The sequence below is a fragment of the Viscerimonas tarda genome, from assembly GCF_054601255.1.
In genome coordinates this window covers 47,166-67,093 of record NZ_BAAHWV010000019.1, presented here as the reverse complement: position 1 = coordinate 67,093, position 19,928 = coordinate 47,166, and the positions used below count along the sequence as shown (strand labels likewise).

General features: G+C 41.5%; 22 protein-coding genes and 1 tRNA gene. 12 read left to right on the top strand and 11 right to left on the bottom strand.

The window, feature by feature from the left end; all coding sequences use genetic code 11:
- Nucleotides 1-339: 339 nt before the first annotated feature.
- The 5 genes from ACYPWY_RS09820 to ACYPWY_RS09800 all read right to left on the bottom strand — a co-directional run bounded on the left by ACYPWY_RS09820 (nucleotide 340) and on the right by ACYPWY_RS09800 (nucleotide 3,834).
- A complete protein-coding gene (locus ACYPWY_RS09820) occupies nucleotides 340-1,107 on the bottom strand; it encodes an exodeoxyribonuclease III (protein WP_459685355.1) in 768 nt (255 codons plus the stop codon).
- 2 nt (nucleotides 1,108-1,109) lie between these two features.
- On the bottom strand, nucleotides 1,110-1,889 hold the full coding sequence (locus ACYPWY_RS09815; RefSeq protein WP_459685354.1) for an ABC transporter ATP-binding protein: 780 nt from the start codon (nucleotides 1,887-1,889) through the stop codon (nucleotides 1,110-1,112).
- The gene (locus ACYPWY_RS09810; RefSeq protein ID WP_459685353.1) at nucleotides 1,886-2,635 is read right to left on the bottom strand and encodes an MlaE family ABC transporter permease; all 750 of its coding nucleotides are present in this window, start codon (nucleotides 2,633-2,635) and stop codon (nucleotides 1,886-1,888) included. Before ACYPWY_RS09810 ends, ACYPWY_RS09815 begins: the two co-directional genes overlap by 4 nt.
- A gap of 96 nt (nucleotides 2,636-2,731) precedes the next feature.
- Entirely contained in the window at nucleotides 2,732-2,935 is a 204-nt protein-coding gene (locus ACYPWY_RS09805; RefSeq protein ID WP_459685352.1) for a hypothetical protein, read from the bottom strand.
- A gap of 182 nt (nucleotides 2,936-3,117) precedes the next feature.
- Nucleotides 3,118-3,834, bottom strand: coding sequence for a YebC/PmpR family DNA-binding transcriptional regulator (locus ACYPWY_RS09800; RefSeq protein ID WP_459685351.1), 717 nt, complete (start codon nucleotides 3,832-3,834; stop codon nucleotides 3,118-3,120).
- An 877-nt stretch (nucleotides 3,835-4,711) separates the two neighbouring features.
- Between ACYPWY_RS09800 and ACYPWY_RS09795 the strand changes: the two genes are divergently transcribed.
- From ACYPWY_RS09795 to ACYPWY_RS09770, 6 genes are all read left to right on the top strand, one after another.
- Entirely contained in the window at nucleotides 4,712-4,972 is a 261-nt protein-coding gene (locus ACYPWY_RS09795) for a type B 50S ribosomal protein L31 (protein ID WP_459685350.1), read from the top strand.
- 163 nt (nucleotides 4,973-5,135) lie between these two features.
- Nucleotides 5,136-5,951: a hypothetical protein gene (locus tag ACYPWY_RS09790; RefSeq protein WP_459685349.1), complete on the top strand. Its 816-nt coding sequence runs from the start codon at nucleotides 5,136-5,138 to the stop codon at nucleotides 5,949-5,951.
- Between the two features lie 42 nt (nucleotides 5,952-5,993).
- Entirely contained in the window at nucleotides 5,994-6,755 is a 762-nt protein-coding gene (locus ACYPWY_RS09785) for a hypothetical protein (protein WP_459685348.1), read from the top strand.
- Nucleotides 6,745-8,058: a DUF4350 domain-containing protein gene (locus tag ACYPWY_RS09780; protein ID WP_459685347.1), complete on the top strand. Its 1,314-nt coding sequence runs from the start codon at nucleotides 6,745-6,747 to the stop codon at nucleotides 8,056-8,058. The genes ACYPWY_RS09785 and ACYPWY_RS09780 overlap by 11 nt, the downstream gene beginning before the upstream one ends.
- Nucleotides 8,059-8,174: 116 nt before the next feature.
- The gene (locus tag ACYPWY_RS09775) at nucleotides 8,175-9,149 is read left to right on the top strand and encodes an AAA family ATPase (RefSeq protein ID WP_459685346.1); all 975 of its coding nucleotides are present in this window, start codon (nucleotides 8,175-8,177) and stop codon (nucleotides 9,147-9,149) included.
- A 23-nt stretch (nucleotides 9,150-9,172) separates the two neighbouring features.
- Nucleotides 9,173-10,480, top strand: a complete 1,308-nt coding sequence (locus tag ACYPWY_RS09770) for a DUF58 domain-containing protein (RefSeq protein WP_459685345.1) — start codon at nucleotides 9,173-9,175, stop codon at nucleotides 10,478-10,480.
- Between the two features lie 72 nt (nucleotides 10,481-10,552).
- On the opposite strand, the gene ACYPWY_RS09765 is transcribed toward ACYPWY_RS09770, so the two are convergent.
- A complete protein-coding gene (locus tag ACYPWY_RS09765) occupies nucleotides 10,553-11,146 on the bottom strand; it encodes a DUF4294 domain-containing protein (protein ID WP_459685344.1) in 594 nt (197 codons plus the stop codon).
- 430 nt (nucleotides 11,147-11,576) lie between these two features.
- Between ACYPWY_RS09765 and ACYPWY_RS09760 the strand changes: the two genes are divergently transcribed.
- The 6 genes from ACYPWY_RS09760 to ACYPWY_RS09735 all read left to right on the top strand — a co-directional run bounded on the left by ACYPWY_RS09760 (nucleotide 11,577) and on the right by ACYPWY_RS09735 (nucleotide 16,467).
- Entirely contained in the window at nucleotides 11,577-12,140 is a 564-nt protein-coding gene (locus ACYPWY_RS09760; protein ID WP_459685343.1) for a YceD family protein, read from the top strand.
- Between the two features lie 59 nt (nucleotides 12,141-12,199).
- Entirely contained in the window at nucleotides 12,200-12,385 is a 186-nt protein-coding gene (gene rpmF, locus ACYPWY_RS09755) for a 50S ribosomal protein L32 (RefSeq protein WP_459685342.1), read from the top strand.
- Between the two features lie 97 nt (nucleotides 12,386-12,482).
- Nucleotides 12,483-13,466: a beta-ketoacyl-ACP synthase III gene (locus tag ACYPWY_RS09750; RefSeq protein ID WP_459685341.1), complete on the top strand. Its 984-nt coding sequence runs from the start codon at nucleotides 12,483-12,485 to the stop codon at nucleotides 13,464-13,466.
- A 72-nt stretch (nucleotides 13,467-13,538) separates the two neighbouring features.
- A complete protein-coding gene (gene era, locus ACYPWY_RS09745) occupies nucleotides 13,539-14,420 on the top strand; it encodes a GTPase Era (protein WP_459685340.1) in 882 nt (293 codons plus the stop codon).
- A gap of 283 nt (nucleotides 14,421-14,703) precedes the next feature.
- Nucleotides 14,704-16,326 carry a C69 family dipeptidase gene (locus ACYPWY_RS09740; protein ID WP_459685339.1) on the top strand — a complete coding sequence of 541 codons (1,623 nt, stop codon included), beginning with the start codon at nucleotides 14,704-14,706 and terminating at the stop codon, nucleotides 16,324-16,326.
- A gap of 70 nt (nucleotides 16,327-16,396) precedes the next feature.
- Nucleotides 16,397-16,467 (top strand) — tRNA-Cys (locus ACYPWY_RS09735).
- A 110-nt stretch (nucleotides 16,468-16,577) separates the two neighbouring features.
- Here ACYPWY_RS09735 and ACYPWY_RS09730 read toward each other — a convergent pair.
- From ACYPWY_RS09730 to ACYPWY_RS09710, 5 genes are read right to left on the bottom strand one after another with little or no spacing between them, the layout of a single operon-like run.
- Nucleotides 16,578-17,483 carry a hypothetical protein gene (locus tag ACYPWY_RS09730; protein ID WP_459685338.1) on the bottom strand — a complete coding sequence of 302 codons (906 nt, stop codon included), beginning with the start codon at nucleotides 17,481-17,483 and terminating at the stop codon, nucleotides 16,578-16,580.
- A gap of 28 nt (nucleotides 17,484-17,511) precedes the next feature.
- A complete protein-coding gene (locus tag ACYPWY_RS09725) occupies nucleotides 17,512-18,153 on the bottom strand; it encodes a hypothetical protein (protein WP_459685337.1) in 642 nt (213 codons plus the stop codon).
- A 6-nt stretch (nucleotides 18,154-18,159) separates the two neighbouring features.
- Nucleotides 18,160-18,918, bottom strand: a complete 759-nt coding sequence (locus tag ACYPWY_RS09720; RefSeq protein WP_459685336.1) for an LEM-3-like GIY-YIG domain-containing protein — start codon at nucleotides 18,916-18,918, stop codon at nucleotides 18,160-18,162.
- A gap of 19 nt (nucleotides 18,919-18,937) precedes the next feature.
- Nucleotides 18,938-19,375: a hypothetical protein gene (locus ACYPWY_RS09715; protein ID WP_459685335.1), complete on the bottom strand. Its 438-nt coding sequence runs from the start codon at nucleotides 19,373-19,375 to the stop codon at nucleotides 18,938-18,940.
- Between the two features lie 2 nt (nucleotides 19,376-19,377).
- Nucleotides 19,378-19,650 carry an ECs_2282 family putative zinc-binding protein gene (locus ACYPWY_RS09710; protein ID WP_459685334.1) on the bottom strand — a complete coding sequence of 91 codons (273 nt, stop codon included), beginning with the start codon at nucleotides 19,648-19,650 and terminating at the stop codon, nucleotides 19,378-19,380.
- Nucleotides 19,651-19,928 lie beyond the last annotated feature (278 nt).

Here is a 19,928-nt window from a genome sequence, read left to right as displayed (position 1 = left end):
AGCTTCAGATCTATTCTTAACCGATTTGACTTTACAACCTCCTCTTGGAAAGCTTTCAATTACATTGCTTTCATGGTCATTTTACTAAGAAAAATCAAACAATCTAAAAAGTCAAGATGACTTCATTGTCATAATTACAAATTTCAGGTCGCTGCTTTTTCTACAAAGATAATAATAAATGTGCTATATACCAATGAGAATAATGTGCCAATGTGAATAATGTAGGGTCATGGCGTGCCGCGACCATTTCTATTTCTGTCATTGCGGGTCAAGCCCGCAATGACAGTCTGTTTATCGCAATTATTCTAATTATTCTCATTGGCACATTATCCACATTAGTTAAATCTCCATCTCCACCACCACGGGGCAATGGTCGGAATGAACCACTTTATCCAGAATGGCGGCATTTTTCAGCCGGTGTTTGGCTTCTTCCGAAATCAGGTGATAATCGATGCGCCAACCCAGGTTTTTTGCACGCGAACCGGCGCGGAAACTCCACCAGCTGTATTTTTCGGGACTTTCATCGTATTCGCGGAAGGTATCAACCATGCCTGTTGCTATAAACCGGTCGAACCATTCGCGCTCCTCCGGCAAAAAGCCCGAAGAGCTCAGATGACGCTCGGGGTGATTAATATCAATGGGTTTGTGGCAGATATTGTAGTCGCCACAAATAAGAATTTCTTTGCGCTCGGCTCTCAATTTGAGGATAAACAGGGTAAAATCTTCCAAAAATTTCATCTTAAATTCCTGACGCACATCGCCCATCGACCCCGATGGAATATACACGCAAATAATCGTCATATCCCCGTAATCGACACGTAGCGCCCTACCCTCACGGTCGTACAGTTCCATATCCATTCCTACCTTCACAAAATCGGGCTTGCGTTTGCTTATAATTCCCACGCCACTATATCCTTTTTTTTCAGCAGGATGAAAGTAGCAGTAATTGTATCCCATCGACTGGAGCGAGATAAGGTCAATCTGTTCTTCTTGTGCTTTAAGTTCTTGAAAACAAAGCATATCAGGCGCTTCTTCTTCTATCCACGAAAGAAGTCCCTTACTCACGGCCGAACGAAATCCGTTCAGGTTGTAGGATATAATTTTCATGATTATATGGCAGTTTTAGTTTCTTTTTCGGTTTCAATAGCCTTCACTTTTTTAAACAGGTCGGAGGCAAATACAAAGTCATTCAAGGCCTGATTGGTGGACGAAATAATGTCGTCTTTTGTGCCCGACCATTCCAGATTTCCTTCTTTTATAAAAATAATCTTTTCGCCAATATTCATCACCGAATTCATGTCGTGGGTGTTGATTATTGTCGTTATCTTGTATTCTTTGGTGATGTCGTGAATCAAGTCGTCAATCACAAGGGATGTTTGCGGGTCAAGTCCCGAATTGGGCTCATCGCAGAATAAATAGCGGGGATTGAGCGCTATGGCCCGGGCAATGGCCGCCCGTTTCATCATACCACCGCTTATTTCCGAGGGATATAAACGGCCTGCATCGCCCAGATTCACACGCTCTAAACAAAACCGGGCGCGTTTAATTTGTTCCGGTTTCGATAGCGGCGAAAACATCTCCAACGGAAAATGGACATTTTCGAAAACGGTCATGGCGTCAAACAATGCCGATCCCTGAAAAATCATACCCATTTCTTTCCGTATCGTGTTCATTTCATGCTTCAACATCCTTGTCAAATCGCGACCATCGTATAATATTTGTCCTGCGGTAGGACGAATTAATCCAACTAAATTTTTGAGCAGCACGGTTTTACCCGATCCGCTTCGGCCTATAATCAGGTTTGTTTTTCCGGGGTCGAAAACGGTGTTTATACCTTTCAATACGGCTCTTCCCTCAAATGATTTTTCCAGATTTTTTACCTCTATCATCCCATCATCAATTGAGTGATTAATAAATCGGTAACCAGAACAAGAACGCTACTCATTACCACCGCATTTGTGCTGGCGCGGCCAACATCCAGCGATCCGCCCCGGGCGTAGTAACCGTAGTAAGCCGCAACCGAAGCTATTATAAATCCGAATACAACGGTTTTTACAATGGCGTACCCAATATAAAACGACCGGAAATAGTACTGCACCCCGTACTCGTAAGTGGATACGGGCAGAACTTCTCCCGCTGCACAAACCAGATAACCTCCGATAATCGCAAAGAACATGCTCAGCACGACCAACACCGGCACAAAAGTCATCAATGCGGTAACTTTGGGGAGAACAAGGTAATTGGCCGAATTGACACCCATAATCTCCAGGGCGTCAATCTGTTCGGTTACCCGCATTGTCCCTATTTCGGACGAAATGTTCGACCCCACCTTGCCGGCCAAAATAAGACACATGATGGTGGATGAAAATTCCAGAATAATAATCTCGCGCGAAACGTATCCTACCGTATATCTCGGTAAAATCGGCGAATTGATATTCAGGGTAATCTGCACCACTATTACGGCGCCGATGAAAAACGAGATAATAATCACAATCCAGATTGAATCGACTCCCAATTTATTTATCTCATTGATATATTGTCTGAAGAACACATTCCATTTCTGCGGCTTTGTAAATACTTTACGCATCAGAAGGGTGTATTGTCCGATCTTCTCCAAAAAATCCAGTAGTAACATCTGTGTATGCTTATGAATAATGAGGACAAAGATACTGTTTTTTAATGAAGAACTAAAAGTGTAAAGCGAAAAAGCAGGGCAAACGCATGAAAAATTTTACGGCTTATGCCTTTCGGTAAAGTGGCTGATATGAGCAGGAGATTCCTCCCTTTGGTCGGAATGACAGTCTCCTTTTGGGGAGAGGAGATGAGGAAGCGGCGGCGAAGCCGCCGCTTCCTCATCCCTTAAACCACTAACAGGCGAGTCATTCCGACCAAAGGGAGGAATCTCATCCGTAACAGTAGTTCTAAAATTTTTCAAGGTTTGCCCTGAGTGAAAAGGTTAATCAATATGTTGATGTAAATAATGTGCTAATTGGCGCGAAGCGACAAAAAACACTGTCATTGCGGGCGCCGACCCGCAATGACACACGTAAAGGCGCGATTATGGCCAATATGCTGGTAACAAGAAAAGCCTCCCCTACGGGGAGGTTGGAGGGGCTGTTATTCCTGCATATTGTGGAAAACATTCTGAACATCGTCGTCGTCTTCAAACTTTTCGAGGAGTTTATCCAGCGTTACACGTTGTTCTTCGGTTACTTCTTTCAGTTCGTGCGGGATGCGTTCAAATTCGGCGCTATGTATCTCGAATCCGTTTTCTTCGAGGTATTTTTGAATATCGGAGTAGGATTTAAACTCTCCGTAAAGGATTATGTTGCCTTCGTCGTCCCGGTCTATTTCGTCCACGCCAAAATCAATCAGTTCCAGTTCCAGCTCGTCCAGTTCGATTCCTTCTTTGGGCGCCACATTAAATACGCACTTGTGGTCGAACAAAAATTCGAGGCTGCCCGAAGTACCCAACGAACCGCCGTGTTTATTAAAATAACTGCGCACATTGGCTACCGTGCGGGTAGGATTATCGGTTGCCGTTTCCACAACAATGGCAATACCGAAAGGCCCATAGCCTTCGTATATCATTTCCTTGTAGTCGGCTTCGTCTTTCGAAATGGCTTTTTTAATTGCCCGTTCTACGTTTTCCTTGGGCATGTTTTCCTTCTTCGTCTGCTGAATCAACACCCTCAAACGCGCATTGGTATCCGGGTCGGGGCCGGCTTCTTTTACGGCTATGGTTATTTGTCTTCCTAATTTTGTAAACACGCGGGCCATATTGCCCCATCGTTTCATTTTTGTAGCTTTACGGTATTCAAAAGCTCTTCCCATTATTTATTCTTTTTTAAGTTTAAAGTTCCACCCACCCCCTCCAACCTCCCCCTATTGGGGAGGCCATTGAAGCCCCCTCTTTTGGAGGGGGGTGGGGGAGGTGGTACAAAAGTATAAAAAATATTATTATGTTCCATTTCCTGACATGGCAAACCTGAAAAAAAATCACTACACTCTGTTACCCCGAAAGGGCAGGGCTGTTAAGTTCTAAATCCCGTCAGGGATTCAATGTTGGTAGAAAAGGAATTTCTCCGTAAAACGGCGTGCCGTCAGGTACGCAACATTCCACATCATGTACCTACGGCACATATTGCATTGACTATACATTTTTTCTACCAACATCTCGTCCCTGACGGGACAAATGTTCGGAAGAACTTAACAGCCCTGCCCCTTCGGGGGTTGAATGTACACTCGTTGTTACTTATGCCTTTCGGTAAAGTTGCTGATATGAGCAGGAGATTCCTCCCTTTGGTCGGAATGACTGTCTCCTTTTGAGGAGAGGGGATGAGGAAGCGGCGGCGAAGCCGCCGCTTCCTCATCCCTTAAACCATCAATAGCGAGTCATTCCGACCAAAGGGAGGAATCTCATCCGTAATAGCGCTTCTAAATTTTTTCAAGGTTTGCCCTGATATGTTGCCCCTTTCAGGGCGCAAAATTGTATTGGCTATCTTTCCCAACACGCTGCGTTGGGCTGGGATATTAAAGGCTTTCAGCCTTAGATACCATCAGGAGAAGACTTGCGGGAGAATTAGGGGGTTTCTTTTAGAATATTACTCATTTTATTGCTAAAATACATGCGAATATTTTTTTTTAGCGAAAAATGTTCTATATTTGCACACCGAAAAAGTAAGAGTAAAAAAATTAATAATAAATAGCAATGAAAAAAGGTATTCACCCTGAAAATTATCGTCCGGTAGCTTTTAAAGATATGTCTAACGATGACGTTTTTATATCCCGTTCTACTATCAATGCAAAAGATACTATCGAAATTGATGGCGTAACTTATCCGTTAGTAAAACTCGAGATCACCAGTTCGTCTCACCCTTTCTACACAGGTAAACAAAAACTGGTGGATACTGCCGGACGTGTTGACAAGTTTATGAGCCGTTACGGAAACCGCGGAGCACAAAAGAAATAAGATTAGACAAAAAATATACTGTTTTACGATGCAAATAAAACAGTGAAAAAAATTCAGGGGATTGTGGATACAGAAAAAAAGTATTCACAATCTTCTTTTTTTATAATAAACAATTAACTTTGTGGAGGACGAACAATATAAATCCTTAAAAAACAAACCTGATATGAATACAACTAAAATTGAACTGAACGAAAACCGCGATTTTGGGGGAAGAATAAATGCTCTTATTTCGTTTATCAAGCAAAACGGAAAAGCAATAGCCAAAGGATTGCTGTACCTGATACCTGTTTATATTATTCTCGGCATATTCTCGGGATTAACAACGCAACTCACAGCGCCAAGTTATTCAGTTACTAATTTATTGCTGACGTTGGCTACATCCTTAGCTTCGATTGCGGCGGCTGTTTTCGTTATCTCGTACGTTGCCGAGTACGATGAGTCGGAAGATGGAACAGTAGATAGCTCAAGGGTGTGGGACAGGGCAAAAAGTTCGTATTTGGGAGCGCTTGGAGCCGGTTTCCTTGTTGGATTGGCGATGATACTTGGCTTTATGTTTTGCATCATACCCGGTATATGGCTTGCCATCTCTTTTTGTGTGTATCTGCCGGCTTATGTAGCCGACCGGCGCAGCGAAATACCTTGTAGCGCGGTGGACAGCATACGCGAAAGCTACAATCTGGTAAAACAAGATTGGTTCGGAACTTTTGCATTTGTATTTATTATATCCATTATATTTGCTGTGTGTATAATGGTAATTGCTATTCCTCTGTTTATTGTGCAAATGACGATAGGACTTTCGCCTACAGGCTCGTCAACAATGCTGACCGCCTTGGCTCCCATCACCACTGCGGCATACAATGTAGCTGCGTTGTTCTTTTCCTCAGTTTTTTACATCGCATCGGCCTTTTTGTATTACGACCTGAAAGAAAGGCGAGACAACACAAGCTTGCAACGAAAAATAGATAGTATTGGAGAGTAATGTGCCAATGTGAATAATAGGAATAAGATGAATAGTATGCCAATGAGAATATTTTGCAATTGTCGCTTTGCGACAATAAGGGCATTATTCACATTGGCACATTGGCATATTATTCTCATTCTTCTCTTCACGACCGGTTTGGTTCGGGCACAGGATAGTGTTGCTTATACGTCTCCGTCTCGCTTGGAATTGCGGATTCCCGGTGAGGGGCGGATGGAAGAATTCAGGAAAGATAAGGATTTTCAGTACGAATCGTCTCAACCCTTTCGCTACCCAACTTGGTTGCAACGACTTATTGGCTCTATAACCGAATTTTTAGGAGAATCGGCATCCATCATTTTATCCCGCGAACTTGCTTTGATATTGCTTGTGCTGATTGTTTCGACTATTATTATAATGATTGCCTTAAAAACGCAAAACATATCCTTGAAAACCCTGTTTGGAAAGCAAAAACTCGAATCGGAAGATGCGGAGTTTGTCGCCGAGGATGTGAATAAAATGAACTTTGACCAGCTGATAGCCGAAAGCATGAAGGCCGGAAACTATCGGCTAGCCATCCGCTTTCTCTACCTGAAAAATCTTAAATCGTTGTCGGACAGGGAATTTATAAAATGGAACCCCAACAAAACGAATTACAGCTACCAGTATGAAATAGAAAGCGCCCGTTTGAGAACTAAATTCCTTGATACAACACTTATTTTCGATTTTGTGTGGTATGGCGAATTTGTGCTTGACGAAAACAGGTTCAGGGAGGCATACCACTTTTTTCAGGAGTTCAACCAAATGATAGGCAATGAAAGATAAAAAGTTGACAATATACATCCTTATCATTTCGGTGTTATTCATCGGCCTGATACTTGTTGAAGCGAACAAGAAAAATCCGGTTGATTGGACGCCCACATTTATTAATACCGATAAAAATCCGTACGGTACTTATATTGTATTCGATTTGTTGAAGGATGTGTTTCCGGGTAAAGAAATAACGGTGTCGCGCCTGCCGGTTTACAACGAACTGAGATATGTGGACGAAGACGAAGTCAAAATCGAGGATTATTATGCGGATGAATCCGAATACGTCGAAACTCAACTCGAATATGAACAGGAGGATACAGATAAAACATACCACTCCTATCTTTTTATTAATCAAGGATTTGGAACAGTCCCCATATCGTGGGAAGAAGGCGTTGCGCATACACAAAGCGTTGACAAACTGGATATTAAAAATCTGCTGGCCTTTGTCGAGGAGGGAAACAATGCCTTTATTTCGGCAGAAAGCATGTCGCCTTTCTTGCTCGATACTTTGGGCTTGAAGATTACCGTCGAATGGGCATCCTCCGATACCACTTTCATATTCAGCAAGTTGAAGAGCAAAGAATATACCTTTACCAGCGTAAGAGGAGCCCTGCATTATTTTGAAAAAACCGACAGCGCTAAGGTATCTCTCCAAACCTTGGCCGAAAGCAAGAAGAATCACCAGCCGGTGTTCGTCGAAATTAAACACGGCAAGGGCTTTCTGTACCTGAATACCTTGCCCGTTGCTTTTTCCAATGTAGAATTGCTGAAACCGGATAAATACAGGTTTGCATTTACCTGCCTGTCGTACCTGCCCAAAACAAACAATATAATATGGGACGAATACCAGAAACAGGGACGTATAGGCGAATACAGCGTTTTCCGTGTTATCTGGATCCATCCGGCCATGCTTTGGGGATATTATATTATTCTGGCGGGCGGATTGCTGTTTATTTTGTTCCGCTCGAAACGCACGCAACGAATCATTCCGGTGATTGAACCGCCTAAAAATACCTCGCTGGAATTTTTGGATACCCTGAGTAATCTGTATTACCAAAAACAGGCCTACGAATCCATTGTGGAGAAACGGCACAATTATTTCCTCGATTTGGTACGAACGCGTTACTATTTAAGAACCGAAACAATAGATGACGAATTTATAAAAACACTGAGCCTGAAATCGGGTGTGGAAGCAGAACTTGTCGAAAGTATTTTTGCCCTGAAGAAGGAAATAAGCGAGGCTCACGATATTAGCAACGGCTTGTTGTTGACGTACAACGAGAAACTAGAAGAATTTTATAAAACAGCCCCCTAAATCCCCCGTAGGGGGACTTTAAAAGCCTCCCCTACGGGGAGGTTGGAGGGGCTGTCCCCCTACGGGGGATTTAGGGGGCTTGAACTTTGAACATTAAACTTTGAACTTAAAAATATATGTCTGATTTGAATTTTGAAACAAGAATCGATTTTTCGGAGTTGAACCGGAATGTAGAATTGATGAGAGCCGAAATAGGGAAAGTTGTTGTCGGCCAGCATCAAATGGTGGAGCAACTGATTGTGGCTGTATTGGCCAACGGACACGTGCTGGTAGAAGGCGTTCCGGGCGTGGCAAAAACACTGTCGGCGAAGCTTTTGGCCAAGACGCTGAAAGTTGGATTCAGCCGCTTGCAGTTCACGCCCGACCTTATGCCCTCGGATGTGCTGGGGACGAGTGTTTTTCTGCCGTCATCGGGGAAATTTGAGTTTAGGAAAGGGCCTGTTTTTTCCAATATCGTGCTGATAGACGAAATAAACCGCGCGCCGGCAAAAACCCAAGCCGCCTTGTTCGAGGTGATGGAAGAACGGCAGGTAACAAACGACGGGACGACCTATTCCCTGGCCTATCCGTTTTTGGTGATTGCTACCCAAAACCCTGTGGAACAGGAAGGTACATACCGCCTGCCCGAGGCCCAGTTAGACCGCTTCCTGTTTAAAATATTGGTCGATTACCCCGGCATTACGGAAGAAGTTGAAATATTGGGTCGCCAAAACAGAGGCGAATTATCGGCTGATGTGAATATTGAATCCGTTTTGGATGCAAAAACACTCAATTCGTTGCGCGAACAGGCCGCTAAAGTGCATGTCGAAGAGCATTTATTGAATTACATCGCACAAATTGTGTCGGCCACGCGCAAAAATCCATGGATAAGCCTGGGCGCTTCGCCACGCGCTTCCCTGGCTATTCTGAATGCATCGAAGGCATTGGCTGCTATTCGCGGAAGGGATTTTATCACACCCGAAGACATTAACGAGATGGCGTTGCCCGTGTTGCGCCACCGGATATTGCTAAGCCCCGAAAAAGAGATGGAAGGAACATCCACCGATACCATAATAAAACAACTGATAGAAAAGACCGAAGTGCCAAGATGATCCGTTTCCTGAAAAGTTTGTATTTGCCTACGCGGTTTTTTATTGTGCTGTCGATGTGTGCAATAGGATTTATCTTGTGCTTTATCTTCGATAATTTCTTTTTCACCATGCAGGCGCTTTTTGGGGTGGCTGTGTTGTTTCTGTTGATAGATATACTTATCGTCTTTCTGCCGGGAAACGCCATCGAATGCAAGCGCATTTGCCCCGACCGGTTGTCGAACGGAGACGAAAACAGCCTGTCGATCTGGATTCACAATAAATACACCACAACCATTGACATACAGGTAGTTGAGGAAGCGCCTTTTCAGTTTCAGATGCGTAACCTCCGTTTTAAGACGGACATTCGAGCCAATGCCGAGAAGGTTTTGCATTACAATTTACGCCCCACCAAACGGGGTGAATATTCCTTTGGCGCGGTAAATATATTTGCGCAGAGTTTCATCGGCTTGGTGCAGAAACGCTACCGCTTCGACGAGCACAAAATGGTGGCCGTATATCCCTCGTTTATCGACATGCACAAATACGAACTGCTGGCTGCCTCAAACCGCCTGACAGATGTTGGAATCAAAAAAGTCCGCCGACTGGGTCATGCTTCCGAGTTTGAACACATTAAACAATATGTGATGGGCGACGACCCCCGCACCATTAATTACAAGGCATCGGCACGCGTTAATCAGCTGATGGTGAACACCTACCAGGAAGAAAAATCGCAACAGGTGTATTGCCTCATAGATAAAGGTCGCACTATGGAAATGCCGTTTAATGGCCTGACCTTGTTGGATTATGCCATCAATTCGAGCCTGATGGTTTGCAGTACCGCACTGAACAAAAGCGATAAAGCCGGATTAATCACTTTCTCGAATCAGATTGACCAGATTGTGCCGGCAGACCGCCAACGCCGTCAACGGAATATAATCATGGAGACGCTTTATGCACAGAAAACACAGTTCAAGGAATCGGATTACGAACGCTTGTATGTAACTGTTAAACATAAACTTAACCAGCGTAGCCTGATTGTTCTGTACACCAATTTCGAGACGGTAAACGGAATGCGGCGCCAGTTGAAATACCTGAGCCGCTTGGCAAAAGATCACCTCGTACTTGTGGCCTTCTTCCTGAATTCGGAGTTTAACGATGTGCTGTCGGTGAATCCCGGGAATATTGGTGAAGTGTTTAAAAAAGGGATTGCCGAAAAGCTGTCCTACGACAAGCGCCTGATTGTGAAAGAGCTAAACAGGTACGGCATCCACACCCTGCTATCCACACCCGAATCGCTGACAATCAACTCAATCAATAAATATTTGGAGTTTAAATCAAGAGGCCTCATTTAGGGAATTGAGAATGGAGAATTGAGAATGTTTGTCATTGCGGGCTTGACCCGCAATCTCCTGACAATCAAAACATCACAATACCCCCTGCTCTATCTCCGTGGCAATGCGTTCTATCATCCAATCTTCGCCTTCGGGGTCGTAGCGGGTTTTCAGGTTGTTGCCAAAGAGGGATGCAAAGGTGTTGTAGAATCCGGCCTTGAAACTCCCGACCATGGATTTTACTATGTCGTAGGACGAACTGTTTGTCTCCCTGTCAATCAACTTCACCAGTATTTTTCCTTGCGTACGGGTCAGCTTTTTCATCTGGGGCTTGTATTTGTCCATGATAAACTTCTGTACATCCTCCAAAAACTTCTGGCGTTCTTTCTCCGTATCAAAAGTCTGCATCATTTCGTAACTTTCTATAATATTGTTAGATACCTCTTTGGCATAGGGCAAGGTTTTCTTCACATCCCTCACCAGCCGGGTATAAGCCAGCCGCTCTTTTTCAGTTTTAAACTTCAAGGGAGCATACACCACCACTTCGGGCAGTTGAACCGTAATCAAGGTATCGTTCTGCTTTACTTCCACCAAATAATAAATCTTCTTCTTCCGGCCCTGAGCAAAAAGACTCTGCCCCGAACACAGCAGGAAACAAACCGGTAGTATGTATATTATATGCTTCAACTATATTTCACATTATTGACAAGCAAAAATAAACGGAATTAAATTATAAATGTAGCATAGGAGTGTTAAACAGAATTAAACGATTATAATAATGTGCTGATGTGTTGATGTGCTGATGAGAATAATGTAGGGTCGTGGCGTGCCGCGACCATTTTTATTTCTGTCATTGCGGGCTCCGACCCGCAATCTCCTGTTTGGTGCAAATTATATATTCGTCGCAACCCGTTCGCGGTAGCGGGCGTATGCCATACGCCCCTACGAACCCACAAAAAAATATGGTCGCGGCACGCCACGACCCTACATTATTCACATTAGCACATCAGCACATTGGTACATCAGCACATTAGTTTTTTTATTATTCTCATTAGCAATTTTACAATATTAAAATTTATTCTTATCTTTGCGACCGTTCTTTATACTTTAGATAAAAGTGGGAAAGTTTAGTCTCTATAACATACCATTAAAGGGTATTTCGGAAGGCAACCGCGAGTTCAAATATCTGCTTGACGATCAGTTTTTTAACCTGATTAGCGATGCCGATTCGGATTTGCATAAAGGCTCGGTTGAAGTGGTTTTGACGATAAAGCATAAAACCAACCTGTTCGAGTTTTTGTTTAAACTGGCAGGCGAAGTTCAGGTAACATGCGACAGGTGTTTGGACTATATGCCGATAGAAATTGAAACAAATAACCGCCTTATCGTAAAATTTGGGCAAGAATATTCGGAGGAAAGCGACGAAATAGTTGTTATTCCCGAAGATGACGGCGAAATAAATATCGCTTGGTTCTTGTACGAATTTGTATCGCTGAACATCCCAATGAAGCATGTGCATCCGCAAGGAAAGTGCAACAAGCTGATGTCATCGAAACTGAACAAACATAAAGTAACATCGCCGGATGACGACGATTTGGATTTGGACGATGATATACAGGACGACAACCCGGCAGAATCCGGATCGCAGTGGGATTCGATAAAAGATTTGAGTTTTGACTGATTAAGATTGAATAATTTTTGAATCAATAACATAATTATAAAATAAAATAACAAAAAGAAATGGCACATCCCAGAAGTAGGCAATCAAGCGCTAGACAAGCAAAAAGAAGAACTCACGATAAAGCAGCTCTTCCTACATTGGCAATTTGTTCAAATTGCGGATCATGGCATGTTTTCCACACTGTTTGTGGAGAATGTGGTTATTACAGAGGAAAACTAGCTATCGAGAAAAAAGCGGCGGTTTAATTACAAATCTCCTCTTCGTAGTATCAAAAAATAAAGCCCTAGGGAGGAGTCTTTAGGGTTTTCTTTATTTAAAATTATTTCATTCAAGCATATAACTATGATTCAAGCAGCAATTACGGGCATCGGAGCTTATGCTCCCGAAGATGTTATTACCAATGCCGATTTGGCTAAAATGGTGGATACAAGCGACGAATGGATCATGTCGCGTGTTGGTATAAAAGAAAGACACGTATTGAAAGGCGAAGGGAAAGGTACGTCTGTGATGGGAGCAGCAGCCGTAGCCGAGTTGTTGAAGAAAACCAACACTAAACCCGAAGATGTTGACCTGATTATCTGCGCAACCACCACCCCCGATTACCCATTTCCTTCCACAGCAGCCTTGGTGGCCGAAGCCAGCGGCATAAAAAATGCTTTCGGTTTCGATTTAAACGCAGCCTGTTCGGGATTCATTTTTGCGTTGGAAGTCGGAGCAAACTTCATCAAAAGCGGGAAATACAAGAAAATCATTATCATAGGAGGCGATAAAATGACCTCCATTACAAACTATTCCGACAGAACAACTTGTACCTTGTTTGGCGACGCCGCAGGCGCCATCATGCTGGAACCAACAACCGAAGACGTAGGAATAAAAGATACCATACTGCATACCGACGGCGTAGGAATACCGCACCTCCGGTTGGAAGGCGGCGGATCGGCCAATCCGGCTTCAGCCGAAACAGTCGATAAGCAAATGCACTACATTTATCAGGAAGGCCAGGTAGTATTTAAACATGCCGTTTCGCGCATGGCCGACGTGTCAGCCGAAATCATGGAGAGAAACCACCTGACAAAAGACGATATTGCCTGGTTTGTACCCCATCAGGCAAACAGACGGATTATTGATGCTGCCGCCAACCGCATGGGACTGTCGGAAGACAAGGTAATGGTCAACATCCAAAAATACGGCAACTCGAGCGCAGGAACCATCCCCATGTGTTTGTGGGAATGGGAAAGCAAGCTGAAAAAAGGCGATAATATTATCCTTGCAGCATTCGGCGCAGGCTTCACCTGGGGAGCAGTATATATAAAATGGGCGTATTAAATCCGATATAATATTGAAAGAACGCATCTCGAAAGGTGCGTTTTTTATTTTATATATCACAAATCATAGAAAATGCATAAATCGGGATTCGTTAACATTGTAGGAAATCCAAACGTAGGCAAATCGACCTTGATGAACAAATTGGTAGGCCAGAGGCTGTCAATTATTACATCTAAAGCGCAAACAACAAGGCACAGGATATTCGGAATTGTGAATACCGACGAATACCAGATTGTGTATTCCGATACGCCGGGAATACTGCGTCCCAACTACAAATTGCAGGAAACAATGCTCCGCTTTTCGGAATCGGCATTGGGCGACGCCGATGTTTTGCTGTACATGACCGATGTGGTGGAAAAAACACTGAAAAACGAAGAATTTCTGAGCAAAGTACAGCAAGTGGATATTCCGACGCTGCTACTCATTAATAAAATTGACCAAACCAACCAGCTGGAACTCGAAAAACTGGTAGCGGAATGGAAAGAGCTTTTACCCAAAGCCGAAATATATCCCATATCGGCCCTGAACAAATTTAACATCGACCTCCTGAAAAACCGGATAATAAGTTTGCTGCCCGAGTCCCCACCCTATTTCGAGAAAGATGCGCTGACAGATCGTCCGGCCCGGTTTTTCGTAACCGAAATTATCCGCGAAAAAATATTGCTTTACTATCAAAAAGAAGTTCCCTACTCGGTAGAAGTCATTGTCGAAGAATTTCAGGATGAAAAAGACATTCTGAAAATCCGTGCCTTGATAATTGCCGAACGCGATACCCAAAAAGGAATTATCATTGGCCATCAGGGACTTGCCCTGAAAAAAGTAGGTTCCATGGCACGCAAAGACATCGAACACTTTTTCGGTAAAAAAGTATTCCTGACCATGTATGTGAAAGTAGAAAAAGACTGGAGAAGCCGCGACAACCTGTTGAAAAGGTTTGGCTATATTTTGGAGTAACGACAAAAAGCTGGCGAGCGCCAAAAAAAAATAAGAGGAGACTTTGGTTATATCTCCTCTTATTTTAGTTAATTTAGGTATTAGCCTTAAGGCAAAAAGATTGTTTTAGGTTATCTGATACAAAGAAACACGAATTAATCGTATTTGCAAAAAAAATTTATATATTATAAAACATATAAAATTAGCTGAATAATATCTGTTTTTTTTTACAGTAACCAAGTTTGGAGCGCTATTTATCGTTCTAAAAGCGTATCTTCACGAATAAATCTCAAATAAATTAACAATGAAAAGATCAATTCTCATCTTAATTGCTATCCATTTTGCGACCGGTTTGTTTGCCTGTACAAATTTGCTTGTGGGTAAATCGGCATCGGCAGATGGTTCGACCATGATAACTTATTCGGCAGACTCCTATTCGCTTTATGGCGAACTGTACCATTGGCCTGCGCAAAAATATGCTCCAAACGAAATGTTGAAGGTTTATGAATGGGATACCGGCAAATATCTGGGAGAAATAAAACAAGCTTCGGAAACCTGCAACGTAGTCGGAAACATCAACGAATACCAGCTAAGCATCGGCGAAACAACCTTCGGTGGCCGGACAGAGCTGGAAGAATCGGAAGGAATTATTGATTACGGCAGTTTGATGTACATCACTTTGCAACGCGCCAAAACAGCCCGTGAAGCCATTGCCGTGATGACAAGCCTGGTGAGTGAATACGGCTATTGCAGCAGCGGAGAATCGTTCTCTGTTGCCGACCCCAACGAGGTGTGGATACTGGAAATGACAGGCAAAGGGAAAGGAAACAAGGGAGCCGTTTGGGTGGCCGTCCGCATTCCCGACGATTGTATTTCGGCACATGCCAATCAGGCGAGGATACAACAGTTTCCGTTAAACGACAAAGAAAACTGCCTGTATTCAAAAGATGTGATTTCGTTTGCCCGCGAAAAGGGCTATTTTTCGGGCGAAGACAAGGATTTTAGCTTTGCCAGGGCATACAACCCCTTGGATTTTGGCGGACAACGTTTTTGCGAAGCGCGCGTATGGAGTTTCTTTAACCGCTACAACAAAGATATGGCTCGTTTCGCAAGTTATGCCAAAGGCGAAACACACGACCCCATGCCCCTGTATATCAAACCGGATAAGAAACTGTCGCTAAGCGATTTGAAGGCAATGATGCGCGACCATTACGAGGATACCGAACTCGATTGGCGTTACAATGCAGGCGCAGGGCCCTTTGATTCGCCCTATCGCTGGTCGCCATTGGAGTGGGAAGTAGATTCCGTTACCTATTGCAACGAACGTCCGATTGCCACACAGCAAACAGGCTTTACGTTTGTCGCCCAAATGCGGTCGTGGCTACCTAACCCGATTGGCGGAATACTGTGGTTTGGTACCGACGATGCCGCACATACGGTATATGTACCCATGTATTGCTCCATCACCAAAATACCCGAATGCTTTCGCAAGGGAAACGGCGATTTATACACTTTTTCGTGGACATCCAGCTTTTGGATTCACAATTGGGTGGCGAATATGGTTTACAACAAATACAACTACCTGCACGAGGAAGTGAAAAAAGTTCAGGAAGAACTGGAAAGCGAATTCCTGGCGCAGCAAACCCATATCGAGCATATAGCTACAACCGTACAAGGCGCAACGCCGCAGATGGTACTTACGGATTACAGCAGCAAACAGGCACAATATGCCTTTGAGCGCTGGAAAAAGCTGGGCGAATTTTTGATGATTAAATACATGGACGGTATTGTTCGCAAAGAAAAAGACGGTGAATTTATCCGAAACGAGCACGGGCAACCCACATCGCCCGAACGAGTTGGGTATCCCGATAAATTCTACCGCGAGATTGTAAAAGAAACCGGCGATAAATATAAAGTGATAAAATAAGCATATTTTCCGGCTAGCCTTGTTGGATAGTTAAAAAAATAGATTACCTTTGCACTCGCTTAGTGCGAATGGTTCCTTGGCCGAGTGGCTAGGCGCCGGTCTGCAAAACCGTTTACGGCGGTTCGAATCCGCCAGGAACCTCAAAAAAAAACTCCGAAATTGTTTATTAAAACATGTTTTGGAGTTTTTTATTTTTAGGGGTCGCAAATAGGGGCGACAAAGGGTTATTTTACAAGTGGCAGATATACAGGTTATTGATTGTTTAATTCATCAAAACTACTTATCCCCAACCTACTCAAAATTTCATCATTATCTTTTTGGGAGTTAGAAATAGAATCTAAATATATCCAAGATTCCATAGATGATATTTTATCAGTAATATTTATAGACTTATCTTTATTTTTATACAAGGTTGATTCTCCAATAATATCTAATCTCATTTTATCATCAACAGCTTCGGGTTTAATTGCTACATTAAATCCAATTTGTCCTCCTGCTTGTACAGAAGGATACATAACCCCATCATAATTCAAATCATAAGCTACAAACTCCGAAAAAACAGCTGAAAGAAAATAATCAAAATCATTAGTGATATTATCCTTAGAGTATTCTTCGGCAAAAAATCTTGCGATTAAGTTATTCTTTTCTTCAATATCGGGAGACTTTTTTATAAATGTCTCATATGAACCATGCAATTCTTTTAATAGTGTATTATTCTCAACGTTAGAAAAAATATCTTTATGTACTATTGATACCAAATCAATGTCTTTAATAACCTGCCATCTACCAAAAGTAATTTTTTCAATTCCAGAAGTATTTATACCTCCTCTAAGCAATGCAGAACACTCACTTGCAGCAATTAATCTCGTATCTTCTATTGGACGACCTTCTTCAACAATAGTACCATAAAACATTGTATGATTGGGAGTACTTGCTCGCTGACATTTATCATTATATTCTTGAGGCTTATAAGACAAGTCTGACTTATTAGTATATCCACTACCAGACCTTGCTCTTGTTATTACTTTCATAGAATGAAGAGTATTGATAATAAAACCAACTTGCCCTAATTCCCAAAACAATTCTTTGACTTCAGTATAAGGATATTTTGGAAGGTCTAATGCTCTTAGTTTATCTAAAGTTATTTCTACACTCATATACTGGTTTATCTTTATTTTATAAATTTTACTGCATATCAAATATTTTCAATGCTCCTTCTGAAGTAAATCCTATATTGCCATCATTCAAATCTAAATGGGATTTCGGGGCGAATTTATACAACTCTATATAAGCGGCAAGTAATTGATTATAGATATCATCAAATTCTTTTCCTAAACCAAGTTTATTTCCTTCACTCATAATATATTCTTTCGTGAAGTTGATTGCTTTTGAATACCTATCGGGATTCCTCATATATTCGTCTAAATCATCAAAAGTTGCACTTTGGTACTTTGCTATATCAGAAAAATAAATACTGAACCACGCTCGTTTAAATAAAGCTACAAATTTTTGAATAATCTCTTTTTTTGAAGTTGTATCAAGAAACTCTTCTTTTATGCAAAAAAGATTATCCGAATCTCCATCATCATAGATACATTCAAATTTATAACATTGATAAATATCAATAATATGCTTTAATCTTCGTCCTTTTATTGTTCGGGCTGTATAATACTCCTCTCTATCAATTGTTATTTTCATAACAGAACCATCTTCCATTAAATATGCCTCTCCTTTATTTCCATGCCCTAAGCAATGCAATATTTTAATTTGAGGAAACAATTTTATAGCTTCAGAAAGCCGTTTCTCTTGAAGTATTTTATTTCTCATACTATATCAGTCCAAATACCAAATAGGATTAGCTTGCCCTTTAGGTTTGGGAGGAAGCCTTTTATTCAAATATATTTCTTGGATTTCCTTATCAAGTACTTCTTTTCCCTCAAAATAATATCGAGCTTTGCTTTTTCCTTTAAAGTATTCTGCATTTTCTTCACTTTCAACCCTTTGCCATCCTTTTTCATCTATTTTAAATATAGCTCGGATAATTCCCCTATACTCTGCAACAACGTAATCAGCTTGATTTGCTCGATTAGGATTTAATACCCAACTTTTCCTTGTAATTCCGTAAATATCGGCTGAGGAGTGATAAGTGCCATTTATATTTATACAAAGCAGTTTATGAGGCTTATTTTCTATATCTAAAGGCAAGCAATTATACAATAATTCTATTTCTTCAACCGTTTTCAAACCTTTATCCCATTGATTATGTCCAGCAACAATATTAGATATATTAGCAACAAAGCTAAAATCACTGAATGTCAGAAAATCAATAAATACAGATTCTACAAGATAGGCTTCATCTACTGACAAGCCATGCCTTAAAATATAATACTTTACTTTTTCCCCCTTGTCAATAATACTTCTAATAACATCAAGTTTATCACTTATCCAATCAGAAGAAATAGCCTTCGCATGGTCAAATACCCTATTACCTTTTCCTTTACCGACATAAAATATCTTATTATCCAAAGGATTAATCAATAGATATACATAATCACCAAGAGTCTCTTGGGTTAATTGAGAAAAGCATTCCATAATTATTTTTTATATGGTATCAGAGAGTTAGCTTTTGAATAAATTCATTGTCTTTCTTAAAATCATCATCCCAAATAAATTTGATATGCAATGTCGATGCACCAGAGGCTAACAATAAAAATATCTCAGAATTATCTTGTGGGTTCAACAATTCATACGGAAAGTGGTCATCTCTTGGGAAAATATGCTCCATATCTCGAAGATATTCTACTCTGATATTACGAGCAACTGCTTTGCCTGAATTGAATACTTTTAGTACCCGACTACCTTTGTTTCCTTTTACAATATTACCTCTTATTAGAGCTTTTTTATTTTCAGACTCCTCTTCATCAATCTTTTTCAACTGATAAGCATTTAATTTTTCTTCTTGCTTTTTCAATCGCTTATCATGCTTAAAATACATTACAATTGTCAATACAATTGCGAATGCCGATAAAGCTATACTAACAATATCCATGCTCATTTGAATTTTATATTCTTATTCCCTTTGAAGGCTTTTTTGAACATATCAGACAGTTCTTTTTGCAAATCATCTTGAACTTCATTTTTCATTGCTTCGACACTCTCATTGATATTTTCTTGATTGAATTCTACTAATTCGTCATATCCGCCAAGATATTCCCGATTGCACAAATTACATTTTACATAAGACTTGTCTTCATTGAAATTAAAATCTTCTCCACCGCAAGTTGAACACCTAAGTTGGATATTTCTCTGATAGTTATCTTTCATATTATCTCGATTGTTATTTATATGACGAATTTACATCTTTATTTTCGATTTACAGTATTTTTATATCGAAAGTGAAACCGAATAAGCTCACGAGGAAAAAAGTGAAATTTCGGCACGAAAACGATTCGGGCGAAAATTTGCCTCAAAATATACTTCGTAAACCTATCTTCTAAGGCTGAGTGAAACGAAGCCTTAGAAATACGCCCAACCTCCAATAATTTAGATGCCTTATAAAGCCAGTTTCATATTTCAGTACTCCTATTATCGTTTACCGAGAT

Bases quoted from the DNA above. Each gene is read 5' to 3' on its own strand.
- ACYPWY_RS09820 (WP_459685355.1), bottom strand. From the start codon at position 1,107: ATGAAAATTATATCCTACAACCTGAACGGATTTCGTTCGGCCGTGAGT.
- ACYPWY_RS09815 (WP_459685354.1), bottom strand. From the start codon at position 1,889: ATGATAGAGGTAAAAAATCTGGAAAAATCATTTGAGGGAAGAGCCGTA.
- ACYPWY_RS09810 (WP_459685353.1), bottom strand. From the start codon at position 2,635: ATGTTACTACTGGATTTTTTGGAGAAGATCGGACAATACACCCTTCTG.
- ACYPWY_RS09800 (WP_459685351.1), bottom strand. From the start codon at position 3,834: ATGGGAAGAGCTTTTGAATACCGTAAAGCTACAAAAATGAAACGATGG.
- ACYPWY_RS09795 (WP_459685350.1), top strand. From the start codon at position 4,712: ATGAAAAAAGGTATTCACCCTGAAAATTATCGTCCGGTAGCTTTTAAA.
- ACYPWY_RS09790 (WP_459685349.1), top strand. From the start codon at position 5,136: ATGAATACAACTAAAATTGAACTGAACGAAAACCGCGATTTTGGGGGA.
- ACYPWY_RS09785 (WP_459685348.1), top strand. From the start codon at position 5,994: ATGAGAATATTTTGCAATTGTCGCTTTGCGACAATAAGGGCATTATTC.
- ACYPWY_RS09780 (WP_459685347.1), top strand. From the start codon at position 6,745: ATGAAAGATAAAAAGTTGACAATATACATCCTTATCATTTCGGTGTTA.
- ACYPWY_RS09775 (WP_459685346.1), top strand. From the start codon at position 8,175: ATGTCTGATTTGAATTTTGAAACAAGAATCGATTTTTCGGAGTTGAAC.
- rpmF (WP_459685342.1), top strand. From the start codon at position 12,200: ATGGCACATCCCAGAAGTAGGCAATCAAGCGCTAGACAAGCAAAAAGA.
- ACYPWY_RS09750 (WP_459685341.1), top strand. From the start codon at position 12,483: ATGATTCAAGCAGCAATTACGGGCATCGGAGCTTATGCTCCCGAAGAT.
- era (WP_459685340.1), top strand. From the start codon at position 13,539: ATGCATAAATCGGGATTCGTTAACATTGTAGGAAATCCAAACGTAGGC.
- ACYPWY_RS09740 (WP_459685339.1), top strand. From the start codon at position 14,704: ATGAAAAGATCAATTCTCATCTTAATTGCTATCCATTTTGCGACCGGT.
- ACYPWY_RS09730 (WP_459685338.1), bottom strand. From the start codon at position 17,483: ATGAGTGTAGAAATAACTTTAGATAAACTAAGAGCATTAGACCTTCCA.
- ACYPWY_RS09725 (WP_459685337.1), bottom strand. From the start codon at position 18,153: ATGAGAAATAAAATACTTCAAGAGAAACGGCTTTCTGAAGCTATAAAA.
- ACYPWY_RS09720 (WP_459685336.1), bottom strand. From the start codon at position 18,918: ATGGAATGCTTTTCTCAATTAACCCAAGAGACTCTTGGTGATTATGTA.
- ACYPWY_RS09715 (WP_459685335.1), bottom strand. From the start codon at position 19,375: ATGGATATTGTTAGTATAGCTTTATCGGCATTCGCAATTGTATTGACA.
- ACYPWY_RS09710 (WP_459685334.1), bottom strand. From the start codon at position 19,650: ATGAAAGATAACTATCAGAGAAATATCCAACTTAGGTGTTCAACTTGC.